Origin of the sequence: Coleofasciculus chthonoplastes PCC 7420 (assembly GCF_000155555.1) — a bacterium.
Lineage (GTDB): Bacteria > Cyanobacteriota > Cyanobacteriia > Cyanobacteriales > Coleofasciculaceae > Coleofasciculus > Coleofasciculus chthonoplastes_A.
In genome coordinates, this window is sequence record NZ_DS989866.1 from 126,068 (window position 1) to 140,996 (window position 14,929).

The window sequence follows — 14,929 nt, forward strand, 5'->3', positions numbered from 1 at the left end:
TGAGTGTTGAGTGTTGAGTGTTGAGTTTTGACCTTAATTTTTGCGTCCCCTGAATCCGGACAAGGGCGGGTTTAGTTCAGTTATCGGTTTGTGCCAAAACGTTATGGGTAAAACCCGCCCCTACAGAATCGGCTGTATTCCCATCTCCCCCTGCTCCCCCTCCTACCCTATGCAGTTTGCCCCCCTCTATCCCCTGCTGTACCCAATTCTGCAGACTGTCTTTCCTGATTGTCTTTGGTCAGGTTCACCCCAGTCGCGAACCATTGCGCTCACGTTTGATGATGGTCCTCACCCTCAGTACACCCCCCATCTTCTGCAAGTCCTAGAGCGCTACGATGTAAAAGCCAGCTTTTTCTGGTTAGGTACTTGTGTCAAATCGGCACCAAACGTTGCCCGTGAGGTCTACGCCCAAGGTCATTGGATTGGATTGCACGGCTATCATCACCACTCTTTCCCCTTGCTGACACCAGATACGCTCAAGCAAAGTTTAGAAAAAACCCAAGCCACAATTACCCAAGCTTGTGGACTGAACTCCGATCGCCTGCGGGATGTTCGCCCCCCGAATGGTCTGTTTACTCCCCAAACTCTCAGATTATTACACCAATGGCATTACCGACCTGTGATGTGGAGTGTTGTACCAGAAGACTGGGTACGTCCTGGGACTTCAGTCGTTGTCCGGCGAGTCCTACAGCAAGTACAGAATGGATCACTCCTGGTCTTGCATGATGGTTACTGTGGAGGAGAAGATGTTACCCAAACGACAGCCGTGTTAATCCCAATCCTACTGAATCAAGGATTTAACTTTGTGACCATTGACCAACTCTGGCAACTCAAATAATGCCTTCTGACTGCGAACTCAGTTCTCGTTAGCGCTATCTGTAGAGTGGCATCAGCCAAAAACTGGCATTATTTCAACTATATATAGAGTTAAATGAGTTAGATCTCCCCTCTACTGTCTCCCCTCTGCCCGATCTCCATCTCCGACGGTCAGTTTACACAAGATGACACAAGCGTTACGTATTGTAACCATCTCGGCGAATTTTATTCAGATTTTAAACACAACTACTCCTATTGTGTGCTAAAACAAATGTTTTACACACCATCGAGCCTTCGTGACTTATGCATTACCTCTACCCTCAAAAAATTTGTTGCATGTACGCTGAACTTCGCTAACGTAGTCAAAGAAGAAGAATTCTCTCAATACAGAACAGAACGTTTGTACTAAAATAGGGTGTTTCATGAACTCTAGAGAAACTAAGGCTGTTGAAGTGTCAGCTAACTTCATTAAAATGGCTGATCACATTTCAGCGATTTGTCCGGGACGAACCAGTCGAGTCCCAGAGTACATTAAAGAAGGATTGACATAACCGGGAGACATCAAGCAGACGGATTCAGTTTCGATGGCTTTCCCCAGCGTAACAGTAAAGCTTACGACTCTATTCGCGTACTTCCATCAAGTTAAACTTTAGTCCCTCAATTCATCTAGCCATGCAAATCGAGGAAAGACAATCTATAATGGTTTCATTCTTTAGGCAAATATTCATTTCGATTTCGCGCAAAAGCTCTTAACCGCTGAAGATTATCAGCCAATCTAAGGTGCCCAAAAGCGCGAACAAGTTTTTTGAATTAAAGCTAGAATCAAAAAGTCTCAACAGCCGCCAGGATGGAAAATTACTTTACCCGGCATTCATATCCCTATTGAGTTAAGAGGAATAAATTTCATCTGAGTTTCTCAGGCTCAACAATTCAATAACCGATTAGAATGCAAAAGGTAAGATGAAATCGCTGGCTCAACTTTTACAACTTTTAAGTAGATTATTAGACATCTACTGGTCTTTAACTGAAGGAGCATGAGGAAAAAGGCATGACCCAGGCACACGACGTACTTGCAACAATTTCTCAGCCTCAAAGCGAGTTTGAATTCTTGCTGGAGGATGACGCCACTCAAGATGATATGGCAGATGGGAACTCGGAAGCCGTTCAACCCGAACCGGGGGAGGAAGATAGTAAGCCTGGTAAGGTGCGTTCTACCCGCCGTCGCACACAAGCGAAAAAGAAGCACTATACCGAAGATTCCATTCGCCTCTACTTACAAGAAATTGGTCGAATTCGGCTATTACGGGCTGATGAAGAAATTGAACTGGCGCGTAAAATTGCGGACTTATTGGAATTAGAACGGATTCGCGATCGCTTGTATGATCAGCTCGAGCGAGAACCGAAGGAAGGAGAATGGGCAAAGGAGGTAGAAATGGAACTTCCCGCCTTTCGCCAACGCCTTTTCCTGGGTCGGCGGGCAAAAGAGAAAATGGTGCAGTCTAACCTGCGTCTGGTTGTGTCCATTGCCAAGAAATACATGAATCGGGGTCTGTCGTTTCAAGACCTGATTCAAGAAGGATCTTTAGGACTGATTCGGGCGGCGGAAAAGTTCGACCACGAGAAAGGATACAAATTCTCCACCTACGCGACATGGTGGATTCGACAAGCCATCACTCGTGCGATCGCGGATCAATCCCGTACCATTCGCCTCCCCGTTCACCTCTACGAAACCATCTCCCGGATCAAAAAGACCACCAAAATCCTCTCTCAAGAATTGGGTCGCAAACCCACCGAAGAAGAAATTGCCGATCGCATGGAAATGACCATCGAGAAGCTGCGATTTATTGCCAAATCAGCCCAACTTCCCATCTCCCTAGAAACACCAATTGGTAAAGAAGAAGACTCTCGCCTGGGTGACTTCATCGAAGCCGATGGTGAAACCCCAGAAGACCAAGTCTCCAAAAATCTGCTGCGGGAAGACTTAGAAAGTGTCCTGGATACCTTAAGCCCCCGCGAACGAGACGTTCTCCGATTGCGCTATGGGTTAGATGATGGACGGATGAAAACCCTAGAAGAAATCGGTCAAATTTTCAACGTGACCCGCGAACGCATTCGCCAAATCGAGGCAAAAGCCCTGCGTAAACTGCGCCATCCTAATCGCAACAGTATTCTCAAGGAGTATATCCGCTAGGAATACACAAGAAAGCTGGGGTTCAGGGAATGAACACCCAGCTATTCTTTACCCATTGCTTAAAACTGTATGATGCAGTGTATTACATCAGCCCCCAGAAATGTAACACGCCTTGACCAGAAACATATTCCGTAATCAACGCGGCAACAAAACCAATCATCGCTAAACGACCATTCCAATTCTCAGCGTTCGCCGTGAACCCAAATTTCGCTTCTTTTTGCTGTTGCTCATCCATAACTTCAACTTCGTTGTTTTGGTTACATTATGTAAATTAATGTAACGAATTGTTGGCAAAACGACAAGAAGTGGGTCAAGGTGACGGTAAAGATGGATGAATATTATCTCCGGAATGCTAAGAAAAATTAACTCATGAACTCTCACTAACGACCCCAGAAAATAAATTTTATATCAAGTTTGATTAAGGGATGTCTATCACCGCCACTCAACTGCCCGCTCGACTCAACGATTATTACCAGCAGATTCGGATTATTCTCGATCGCCAAAATCCAATTACCGGATTATTACCCGCCAGTACAGCCGTGAATGCCCATGGTGACTACACCGATGCCTGGGTTAGGGATAACGTGTACAGCATTTTGGCAGTTTGGGGATTAGCCTTAGCGTACCGCAAACTTGACGCTGATAGTGGGCGCACCTTTGAACTCGAACAAAGTGTGGTCAAACTGATGCGGGGACTGCTGTTTTGTATGATGCGGCAAGCCGCCAAAGTGGAACGGTTCAAAGACAACCAATCTCTGCTAGACGCACTGCACGCCAAGTATAATACCAGCACTGGTGATGTAGTCGTAGGGGATGATGAGTGGGGTCATTTGCAGCTCGATGCGACCTCCCTATTCCTGTTGATGCTGGCTCAGATGACCGCATCAGGGTTACACATTGTTTACACCATTGCTGAAGTGCATTTCATTCAGAATCTGGTGTATTACATTGGTCGTACCTATAGGACACCAGATTACGGGATTTGGGAACGAGGAAATAAAGTTAATCACGGCAATCCGGAACTCAACGCCAGTTCCGTAGGCATGGCAAAAGCCGCATTAGAGGCGATTAACGGGCTAGATTTATTTGGGGTGCGGGGGTCTCAAGCTTCCGTGATTCACGTTCTCCCTGATGAAATTGCGCGATCGCGGATTACGTTAGAATCCCTATTACCACGGGAATCGAGTTCAAAAGAAACTGATGCGGCATTGTTAAGTGTAATCGGGTTCCCAGCATTTGCCATCGAAGACGTGGAACTGCTGGATAGAACTCGTCAGAAAATCGTCGAGAAATTACAAGGACTCTACGGGTGTAAGCGGTTCCTGCGCGATGGACATCAAACCGTCCTAGAAGATACCACCCGCTTGCATTATGAACCCTGGGAACTGCAACAATTTGAACATATTGAATGCGAGTGGCCCCTATTTTTTACCTACTTAGCCCTGGATGGTTGGTTTCGGGGAGACGTTGAACGGGCGCGGAATTATCTGGGGCGTTTGGATACATTGCTGGTTGAGCGAGATGGGATGCGCTTATTACCGGAAGTGTATTACGTTCCCGAAGACAAAATTGAAGCCGAACGCACGTCTCCCCGTTCCCAAAATCGCAAACCGAATGAAAATTTGCCGCTTGTCTGGGCGCAGAGTTTGTATCTGTTTGCCCAAATGCTTCAGGAGGAATTAATTACGCGGGGAGATGTTGACCCCTTAGGGCGTCATTTTTGCGTAGGGCGTCACCAAGATCCGGTGGTACAAATTGCGCTATTGGCAGAGGATGAAGCATTACAGGCGCAACTGGCTGCTTATGGGATTGCCACCCAGACCCCCAAACAAGTCGATCCCGTGCAAGTACGTCAGGCAACGGATCTATCCCGATTGTATGCCGAAATTGGACGGTGTGATTCCTTGGGATTAACTGGACGCCCGATTCGACGGCTGCGGAGTTTGACCACATCCCGTATTTTTCGCTTCGGGAAAGAAACGATTGTATTTTTGCCAGCGTTTTTAGACCAGCAACAGTTTTATTTGACCTTGGATTATCATTTCCTAGTGGCTCAAATTAAAAGTGAACTGACGTATATTCAACGCCATTGGGGTGAGTTGGGACGTCCAACGGTGACGTTGCTGTTAACGCATCAGATGGTGCAGACGGCAGAAGAAATTAGTCATCCGGGACAAGAGCAACTTCAGGGTTCCGCTTTACTGGAATTAATCCAAGAATTGCAAGAGGGATTCTGTAATGGGGTGCGGGTCAAGTTAGGGCGTTTAAATCAGTTAATGCTCACAGCAGGTGTTGAACGCATTGATACGCTGCAAGGATTTGAGTTTAGCGACTCTGCGGTTCAAGATGCGGCACCGCCTGAGTATTACCTGAGGAATCATCCGCTAAACAATGGTCCGTTAAGTCATACGCAGGAATTCTTACTGGAATGCGAAACGAATCTCCAACCCTTGCTCGATAGTTTGCGGAATTCAGAAAATCTTTATGAGCAAATTGAATTATTACGCACTCTGAAAAACTTGCGGGGACTGGAGTTTGATACAGGGTTTGGTCAACCTAACCGAGTGGTGACGGTGGCGGATTTGCTAAATGAAGCTTATTTCAGAGCTAGTACGGAAGGCGCATCGCCTTACTGGGGTGTGATTCGTCAAGCGGCGGGGTTACTGAATAAAGTCGAAATTAGTTTGTCGGATGCGGTAACGGATATTTTGGTGCGCGGGAAACAGATTACTGTTGGCAAAGCTTACAGTGAGGCTTCTCTGATTAAAAATCCAATGTCTCATCTGGAACTCCGGGCAAAGATCGACGAATTTTGCCGAGAAGATATTCGCGATCGCGTTTTAACTCAGGAAATCCTGATTTACTTGAGTATTCTGATTAAATCCGAACCGCATCTGGTTGATGGCTTACTCACACTGCGGGTTGGGTATTTAATTCTACTGTTGACGAGTGAATTAGCGGCTGAATTAGGCGTGACTCAAGATGAAGCTTATGAAGCATTGATGCGCTTGAGTCCCTTTGACATTAAAATGCGATTGCGTTCCTGTTTGGCGGGGTATGAAGGGGTTAACCAAAAATTACGCCAACAAGAATCGCTGCATGTTAAACAACCGCAATATGCGATTAATTGGGTGATATTGCCAGAGGAGCGAATCTATATCGACGAAGACATTACCATGGCGGGAAATTGGCTGAGAAAACGGCAAATGGATGGTAGTGCAGGTCGGGTTCCGAAAGACTTTTACCCGAAAGTCTGGCAAGTGATGAAACATTGTAAGGGTTTGGTTATTGGTGATAAATTAGAGCGTCGCAATCGACTGGATAGTCAACCTTTGCTCTCGGAAATGACACCTGGAGAAAAGAATTTTGCTCTGCGGGTTGAGCATTTACTCAATAAAATTCAAGTGCCAACCTATCGACAAGTGAATATTGAGGCACTTGTGGAATTAGCCGCGATATTGGAACGTAATCCAGAATTGGAAATTGAAGAATACATTGTCCTGGATGTGTTAATTGGTCATGCGGTGCGTTTAGGCTGGTTGGAGCGATATCCCGAACGAGCCGATAAGTATGACGAATATAAGGCAGCCGCTTGGCGTGCTTTTTATGATACGTCACCTAAACAATGTGCGGCTTATGTTGCTAAGGCGTTCCAATTTTTGGCACAAGTCGAACCTGCCAATGTTGCTTGATTTGGTCATTGGTCTTATGTCATTGGTCATTTGTCATTGATCAGGCAATAGGGAAGGGAGAATACTGACGTGGCACACCTTAATTGGTGAATTAGAATTACATCCAGAAACTGTAGGGGCGCATAGCGTGCGCCCATCAAATTGTAAAATCTATCCTACAATTTTAGCTGTGTCAGTCCAATAGGGTGGGAGCATCCCAATTTGGCACGTTGGCTTTTTGAATGGGGCTGAAACCATTGCAATTGCGTTACTTTAGGTAATGCTTTGTCCAAAACGGGATGCTCTCAATAGGGTTGGATAGACTGTAGGGGCGGGTTTTACGATTATCGTTTTTTACCTTACCCAAATGCGACTAAACCCGCCCCGATCAAGGGTTGTGGAGGAGTGGGAACCATGATTTTAAATGATTTAGAGTATCAAGTAACTCAAGAGCGTATTCAGGGATTTGAACGGGCGTTAGCACTGTTAAATGCCCCGGATAATGAATTGAAGAACACTAATCCTATTATGTGGCAACTTAATGTCGATGGAGTCCAAAGTCTGATCGATGACTTTACCGCCCAGATGCAGGAGTATGAAGCTCTAATTAATCGCAATGAGAGCGAACCAATCATTTTTGAAATCGGTTCTCTTGCTCAGCTTCCCCGCATTTTGATTCAAGCCCGTATTGCGGCTAAAATTAGCCAAAAAGAACTTGCTCAACGGCTGGGAATTGAAGAGAGTCTGCTTCAGCGATATGAAGATAGAGAGTATGAATCAGCAACGCTGACACAATTATTAGAAATTAGTGGAGTTTTGGGAATTTCACTTCAACCAAAAACGATGGTTAGGGTGGTTGCACCGTTGAAGACGGCATAAATTAATCTGTTAACCGTTAATAGATGCGATCGCGTCTTTAGCTGATGATTGGTACGATTCCCGGCAATTAATCGGCTAAAACGCTTACGCAGCAAGGGTTTATGTTTCTATTCTCAATCAGGATGGGGGGAATTTCAGCTTAAAGTTAATGGTAGAGATCGTCATTCGTCATTTGTAATAGTTTTAGGGGTGTTAATATAACTTGATAGGGTTGAGTTGATTTCCACCAACTTACTTATTTTTTATGAGAGTTATAGGAAACTACGTTCAACAACCCTAACCTAGCTATCGCTCCTCTGTTAGGGATTGCCGGACAAACGACAATATGAGTAAAGATTCATCAGAGCCAACACCGCTGAAAATTATTATCGTAGATGATCATGGATTAATTTTGGAGAAAACCAGTGAATATCTACAACAGCAATATCCAGAGGCAAAACTTTTCCAGATGACAACGGCAAAAATGACTCTGGAACAAGTGGCAAGGGTTCAACCTGATTTAGTCGCCATAGATCTTTCCATCCCGGAAACAGATGGGGAGGTAGCCCGTGTTGATACAGGCATCCAACTGCTGCGAACCTTGATGGAAAACTATCCGACTCTGAATATTTTTGTGCAAAGCAGTTACATTAAGGCACTCGTGCGAATTAAACCAGATATTGATAGTCATAATGGTGGTTTTACTTTAGCAGATAAAGCTCTTTTTAGTCAAGATATGTTAAACCGGATTGAGTTGTCCCTACAGGGAATTACCCATACCAAAGACCTGAAGCTGCCACCTGGAGAATTCAAATCTGAGTGGCTACAGGTTATTGATCTGGCTTTTCAAGACGGATTGCAAGATAAAACCGTTGCCGAAAAAATGGGGGTGTCTGAACGAACGGTGCGTCACTATTGGACTAAAATCCAAGATGTTCTGAATGTTTATCCGGAACCGGGTAAAAATATGCGAATTCAAACGGAAAGACGGGCGAGAGAGGAAGGGTTTATCGATTGATGGATGTCATTGGTCATTGGTCATTGGTCATTGGTCATTGGTCATACCAAATCCGGCATACATAACCCTGTTATGTCCAGATTGTAGAGACGTTTCATGCAACGTCTCTACATAAATCCAGGAAAATGGGATAAGTCAAGGAAGGAACAGTTGCGGCAAGGTTTGGGTAAGAAAATAATAGCAGAATTTGTGATCTGGCGAAGGGGATCGCTACCAGGACTGGTAATTCTGATATTGGTGATTGTCGCTCGCTTAAGTGGGTGGCTGCAATTTTTAGAGTGGATCACTCTTGATGCTTTGCTGCGTTGGCGTCCGCAGGAATCCATTGATGAACGGATTGTGATTATTGGCATTAATGATGGGGATATTCGCCAAGTCGGGACTTATCCTATCCCGGATCAAGAGATAGCCAAATTATTAAGAACACTACAGACTTACAATCCTAGAGCTATCGGGATTGATATTATTCGAGATATCCCTGTTGAACCCGGTCATGATGAATTAGTTACCGCATTTAGGGATATTAAAACTATAATTGCCATTGACAAAGTATTATTTCCACCCATGGCTGCGCCACCCACATTACCCTCTGAACAGGTGGGTTTTGCTGATGTTATTCAAGATAAAGATGGTCAGGTTAGACGCAGTCTTTTAGGAACACCAACATCATCAGGATACAGGTTTTCTTTTGCATTGCGCTTAGCCCAAATGTATTTAGCGGCGGCAGGTATTTCCCTGGAAAATGGCACTCGTGATCCTGATGCAATGATGCTTGGTGAAACTGAACTCCCTCGCTTTTTACCTAATTCTGGAGGTTATGTTGATGCTGATGCAGGTGGAGTTCAGGTTTTGCTGAATTTTCGCAATAGTCGAGAGGGATTTCGTACCCTATCTTTGGATGATATCAACCGGGGAAATTTTCCGGCAAGTTGGATTCGCGATCGCGTTGTTTTAATTGGTATCACTTCCCCTGGTGTGAATGATATTGTGAATACGACAGCCTTGGCTGATTTACAGCCCTCTGGACAGATTTATGGGGTAGAATTTCAAGCCCATACGGTTAGTCAAATTATTAGTGCGGTTCTGGATAGACGCCCCCTGTTGAATGTTTGGTCCGATAGATGGGAATATCTTTGGATTATCAGTTGGGGTGTATTGGCTTTGAGTGTGGGGCGGCTGACTCAATCGTCGTTGCAGAATCTTGGCTATGTTAGTTTGGCTAGCTTGCTCCTGCTTGCTATGAGTTATGGGTTTATTCGTTTAGGTTGGTGGATTCCGGTTGCTCCCGTTTTGTTAGTTTTGGTGTTCAATGGTATGGGCATTAGTGCTTTTGCTTTCTATAAATATGACCGGGCGTTGAAGTCTCAACTTGAAGTCCGCCAACGCACGATTGAGCAAACCTTTAATCGGATTCATAATCAACCTATGCAAACCTTAGCTTATGTGATTAAGCAGGTGCAAGACCAAGACTTGAGTTCAGAAATGTTGGTGGGTAAACTTCAACAGGTTAAACAGGAAATTTGGGACGTTTGTGAGTATCTTAAACGGGACTCCCTGAGTCAAGATAAGTTGAATCAAACTAAAACCTTACAACTGGGTAATGATTTAATCCTTGACCTAGAATTGCCGATAAATGAACTTTTTTATGCCGTTAGTCGGCATACTCTGGAGCGAGACTTGCCGGAATTTAAAACCCTTAAGATTAAGGTTTTAGAGTTTGCGGCGATTGTAGAGGAGGACTTGAATTTTGAGCAAAAGCGAGGACTCTGTGAATTTATAGAAGAAGGATTGTGCAATGTGGGTAAACATGCCGCTGGGGTAACTCGCCTGAAAGTTATTGGTAAAATCCAAGACGGGTGGTACAGTCTGAGTATTCAAGATAATGGGGCTGGTATGCGCTCATCCGCTGAAGGTCATGGCACTAAGCAGTGTAGACGTTTAGCCAAACAGTTGGCGGGTGAGTTTAAGCGAGACTCTATTTCTCCGAAAGGAACGTTGTGTGAGCTGACTTGGCGTTTGGCAAGGAGGAAGTTAGACCTGAGATATTGGCGAAAAAGGGTTTAAGCGATTAAAACATTACGGGTAGAGAATGGTAGAATATATCAGTTTAGATGAGTTAAATCTAGCCCTGAGGGAGTAAACCGTGAAATATTCCTGTTACCCATTTTTTGTCCAATCCTTTAATCTTCAATTATTAAGAATTTGTATTTTAAGTTTATCCCTACTTGTGACGCCGACAGCTTTAGCTGAATACGTGGCACCTGCCGATCAGAAACCACCCACTGATTATACAACGTCATCGGGTCCAAGGGGCGGATGCGAAGGTGACGGAATACCCCTAACTGCCCTTGCCCCTAAAACTCATGTGGGGGCAACCCTGTCTACCCATCCCACCTTGGCTTGGTTTGTCCCTGACGCGATAATTAAACCGATGGAATTTAGACTCTATGAGTATGATGCTCAGGGTAAACCTCAACCTGTGGGTCAGCCAATTCAGTTACAGAGTTCACCAGGAATTATGAGGTTATCCCTGGCAAGGGAGCAGTTAAAATTAACGGTGGGGAAGACCTATCTTTGGCAAGTGGTGATTCTTTGTGATCCGGATAGCCCTTCTAGCGATTTAATTGTCAGATCAGATATTCAAGTGGTGGAAACGCCATTGGCTTTTGCACAGCAACTTGCTCAGGTTAATACCGGTTCGGAGAAAGTTGAACTCTATGCTGGGGCAGGGTTTTGGTACGATGCTATGGGTGAGGCATTACAGCTTGCTCCTCCCTGGCAATTAGGAGAAGTGGCTGCATCTCTGTTGAGAGATCTGGTGAATTTGGAACCCGACGAAACCCGTCCAGAAATCTATACAGCGGAGTTAGAATTGATTGAAAATACGAGGTCAATTCTTCGGGCAACAGATTCTAGGAAAGAGCGGCAAAAATAACTAACTAGGGCTTGCTGCACAACCAGTCCAACCTTATCAATCAAGGAGTCGAGGATTATTATTGGTTTATAAATAGGACTTACGCAAAACCTATATTTGTAGGGTGCTTTAGCCAAGCGTAACGCACCTAATACCCAACCCCTAGTCAAAAAACATGCCGTCTTTCTGTTACCAGTGGTGCTAGCTTGTTTCTGGCTTATGAAACTGGCGCGATCGCCCTCGCCTCTTAATTTATTGAGGTTGTCCCTTTGTGCTGTTTTTACCCATTGCAGTTTTGTGCAATCTGATTGTCTGGATTCTGCTAAGAGCCTTGTTGATTTACGCAATCAAATTGGCAGAAAAGGTCATTGTATTACATAAGCCTTACTTTTATTATGAGAGTAATAACTGCAATCTAGAAATTCATGTATACTCTAAGGATTGGTGAAAAATTATCCATTGCTTTTGGGATAACTTTTCTTAGTACCGCTATGTCTGGTGTTGTTAGTAATGCACCAGCTCAAGCTTTCTCAATTGATTCCATCAACCTTCTCACTGATAATGCTAGATGGTCATCAATACCAAGTGGCTTTGCCAGCGGTTCTACCTACGACGGATTTAATTTTACTGTTAGCGGAACACCAGGAGAACAAGTATCTGAGATTTCCTTTTCCTTCTCATTTAAAGGACTATTTGATGACTCGGTAGCACTTGATCTCAATGGTGATGGTACAATTGATTTTGCGGTAGACTATCATGATGTAGCAGCAACACTTGATCCGAAACCTGTTGCTTCAATTCGTTCGCTATATACTCCATGGTCTGATGCCAATGATGTCGAAAACACGATTACCAATTTAACAATAACACCAACTGGTTCTACTGGATCTGTATCCATATATGGAAAGGAAGTAATACTTGGACTTACAGATCAAAAAGGTGGATACCGTCGTCCATCAGAAAGTTTTAGCAACCTCGCAGACATAACCCTAGAAGACTTAGGTTTGGAGCCAGGTGGGCTAATTCCTGAATCGGGGACTGTAACAACTTCAGAAATCAGAATTGGCTATCTAAACATAGGAGGACAGGGCGGTGGAAATCCCGAAATTGAATCAGAAAACTTTACAATTTCAGATCCAGAACCCGTACCTGAACCCTTAACTATCCTTGGTTCAGCAACAGCACTAGGCATTGGTGGCTTACTTAAACGAGAGCATTCTAAAAAGCAGAAGAAAAGCTAACTGTTGAAGAGTTGAACTGACGGGCATCTAGACAATATAGACTAGATGCCTTGATAATTAAGTAATAACTGCAAAATTTTGATTTGTCCTGTAAGGCTCTAGAAGGCATCTGTAATTTTGATAATGCAGTCTCCTAAATGCGGTTATCGAAGGCTTCAGGATTCTCTCAGCAAGCGTGAGGATGATTTTAGCTTGCGCGGTGAGAGTCTGGCTTATTCAACTTGAAATGACCAATGACCAATGACCAATGACCAATGACAACCTACTTAGATTATTGCCAGTTACCGATGAGGATAAAGGGTGCCCAGTAGGCGGGGTGGGCATATTGATCGTTGATTTCTGGACTGTTTTGGGCTTGAATCAGTTTTCGTTGTGCTAGGCTCAGAGCTTGAGCTTTACTCATGCTAGAGTGAGACCAATTTTGGTAAAAGTCAGTGACGAGGGTTTTGGTTGAGGCATCGGGAATAAACCAGAGAGAGGCTAAGGCTGTTTTAACGCCGGATTGAACGGCGATACCTGCTAAACCTAAGGCGGCACGATCATCGCCAACGGCTGTCTGACAAGCGGTGAGGGCAAGTAAATCGACCGAATTAGAACCCTGACTCAGATGACGAATCGTGGTTTCTAAGTCTTTAAGCGTCAGCTTCTGATTATTACCAGTAACCAAGAATGTATCTTCGGGTACAGCACTAAACTGTCCATGAGTAGCAATATGGAGAATCGGATAAACAGTTTGGCTGAGTTCGGCTTGTAAGCGATCGCGGGTAAATTGATTGTCTAAGAGGGTTTTACTGCTGGGAAACAAGGTTTTCAGTTGCTGGAGTTCCGATTTAACATGGGTGAGGGCGGGAAAGGTTTGTCCGTTTACTGTGGCTTTTGCCGTTAACCCCAGGGCTAACACTTGAAGGGATTCATCGGTTAAGTGTTGAGGTGCAGTGAGGGTTAAACTGGGGGTTGTGGCAATGGCGTAGGTTTCCACTAAGAAGCTTTCCCCATTATGTAGGGCAGCCATGGGAATGCTGCGTAAGATCCCATCTTGGCTGAAAACTAGAGTGTTTATCCCAGCGGCGTCTAAATCGGTAATAAAGGGGCGAATTATCCAATTGTACAGGTTTTGAGCAGGTTTGGGGTCGTAAATCAGATCCCGTCGTCTTTCCAATCCTCGGCGAAATTCATTGGCGGTTTCTCGTAGGATTTGACTATCAATCTCAATCCATTTGAGTTGGGTTGGGGCGTTGGGTAGGGTGAGCAGGATCGCGGTATGATTGTTGAAGATAATTGAACGGAAAATAGCGGTATCGTCTCCCACCAATTGCTCTAAACTTTCCTGAGGAATGGGTGTGAATAGACAATCATTGCCAAAGTAATTTTGCAGTTCGGCAAGTTTGAGGGCATCTATAGTTTTCAGGGCAGATTCTATTTCCAGTTGAGCTTCGGTAACTGGGAGACGTTCGACTCGTTCTAACTGGTATTGGGCAAAATCTCGATGTAAGGGATTAATCCGATCGCGAAAGTCAAATTGGACATCTGAGTCAGCCATGAGCAGTTCCTGGCGAATATCAGTTAAAGTCGCGATCGCACGTTGGTAGGCGGCGATGGCTTCAGTTTGGTTTCCCTGTGCCTGAAATAGTCGGGCTGCTTGCCATTCCCACAGATACAAACTATCTTGGGCTTGTCGGTTTTGGTCTGCGGCTAACCGGGCTTTTTGGGTAAATTGTAAGGCTTGGCTATAGTCGTTCTGGCATTCGTAGAAATGACCTAATTCCCCCAGGGCAAAAGACTCGGAACGGGCGTCTTCCATGCGTTGGGCGATGGATACGGCTTGCTGGAGCAGGGATTCGGCAAGGGATGGCAGTTGGCGTGGCGGACATTGGTACTTTTGAGGGGTTAGGGTAGAAGCCGCTGGTTGGAGATTGGCTAAATCGATCGCGGCATAGACGAGATTACGGGAATCGGGGAGTTGATTCAGTAAAAAGAGAGCCTCTTGTACAGCTTGATTGATTTGAGCGGCGTCAAGTTGGGGGGAAATTAGGGGATGTTGAGCCAGTTGAATTAAATTAAGTAAGGCTCGCATTTGATTCGGTTGATCCTGTGATCGGTGAGCCAATTCTAAACTTTGCTGAAAATAACGGAAAGCCTGTTGGTAATCATTTAGCGCCTTTTGCCGAAATTGACTTGCCCTTTGCTTGGCACCCCGTTGTTGAGCCGAGTCAGCATAGC

11 protein-coding genes are annotated in these 14,929 nt (G+C 44.8%); 9 read left to right on the top strand and 2 right to left on the bottom strand.

Annotation, left to right across the window (positions count from 1 at the left end; genetic code table 11):
* Nucleotides 1–169 precede the first annotated feature (169 nt).
* The 3 genes from MC7420_RS28100 to rpoD all read left to right on the top strand — a co-directional run bounded on the left by MC7420_RS28100 (nt 170) and on the right by rpoD (nt 3,007).
* A complete protein-coding gene (locus MC7420_RS28100; protein WP_044210224.1) occupies nt 170–838 on the top strand; it encodes a polysaccharide deacetylase family protein in 669 nt (222 codons plus the stop codon).
* A 400-nt stretch (nt 839–1,238) separates the two neighbouring features.
* Nucleotides 1,239–1,367, top strand: coding sequence for a hypothetical protein (locus MC7420_RS43555; protein WP_006104794.1), 129 nt, complete (start codon nt 1,239–1,241; stop codon nt 1,365–1,367).
* A 497-nt stretch (nt 1,368–1,864) separates the two neighbouring features.
* The gene (gene rpoD / locus MC7420_RS28105) at nt 1,865–3,007 is read left to right on the top strand and encodes an RNA polymerase sigma factor RpoD (RefSeq protein WP_006104739.1); all 1,143 of its coding nucleotides are present in this window, start codon (nt 1,865–1,867) and stop codon (nt 3,005–3,007) included.
* 82 nt (nt 3,008–3,089) lie between these two features.
* Here the strand turns inward: rpoD and MC7420_RS28110 are convergent, their stop codons facing one another.
* Complete coding sequence (locus tag MC7420_RS28110) at nt 3,090–3,242, bottom strand: chlorophyll a/b-binding protein (protein WP_006104728.1); 153 nt, start codon at nt 3,240–3,242, stop codon at nt 3,090–3,092.
* A gap of 190 nt (nt 3,243–3,432) precedes the next feature.
* Here MC7420_RS28110 and MC7420_RS28115 point away from each other — a divergent pair, with 190 nt between their 5' ends.
* The 6 genes from MC7420_RS28115 to MC7420_RS42965 all read left to right on the top strand — a co-directional run bounded on the left by MC7420_RS28115 (nt 3,433) and on the right by MC7420_RS42965 (nt 12,709).
* Nucleotides 3,433–6,699, top strand: coding sequence for a glycoside hydrolase family 15 protein (locus tag MC7420_RS28115; RefSeq protein ID WP_006104782.1), 3,267 nt, complete (start codon nt 3,433–3,435; stop codon nt 6,697–6,699).
* Nucleotides 6,700–7,092: 393 nt separating this feature from the next.
* A complete protein-coding gene (locus tag MC7420_RS28120) occupies nt 7,093–7,557 on the top strand; it encodes a helix-turn-helix domain-containing protein (protein WP_006104674.1) in 465 nt (154 codons plus the stop codon).
* A gap of 325 nt (nt 7,558–7,882) precedes the next feature.
* Nucleotides 7,883–8,554, top strand: coding sequence for a response regulator transcription factor (locus MC7420_RS28125; protein ID WP_006104779.1), 672 nt, complete (start codon nt 7,883–7,885; stop codon nt 8,552–8,554).
* 96 nt (nt 8,555–8,650) lie between these two features.
* Nucleotides 8,651–10,618, top strand: coding sequence for a sensor histidine kinase (locus MC7420_RS28130; protein WP_006104719.1), 1,968 nt, complete (start codon nt 8,651–8,653; stop codon nt 10,616–10,618).
* Nucleotides 10,619–10,697: 79 nt separating this feature from the next.
* Nucleotides 10,698–11,489: a DUF928 domain-containing protein gene (locus tag MC7420_RS28135; RefSeq protein ID WP_044210189.1), complete on the top strand. Its 792-nt coding sequence runs from the start codon at nt 10,698–10,700 to the stop codon at nt 11,487–11,489.
* A 404-nt stretch (nt 11,490–11,893) separates the two neighbouring features.
* Nucleotides 11,894–12,709: a PEP-CTERM sorting domain-containing protein gene (locus tag MC7420_RS42965; protein ID WP_006104734.1), complete on the top strand. Its 816-nt coding sequence runs from the start codon at nt 11,894–11,896 to the stop codon at nt 12,707–12,709.
* 271 nt (nt 12,710–12,980) lie between these two features.
* Here MC7420_RS42965 and MC7420_RS28145 read toward each other — a convergent pair.
* On the bottom strand, nt 12,981–14,929 hold a 1,949-nt coding region (locus tag MC7420_RS28145; protein WP_006104762.1), incomplete at its 5' end, for a CHAT domain-containing protein.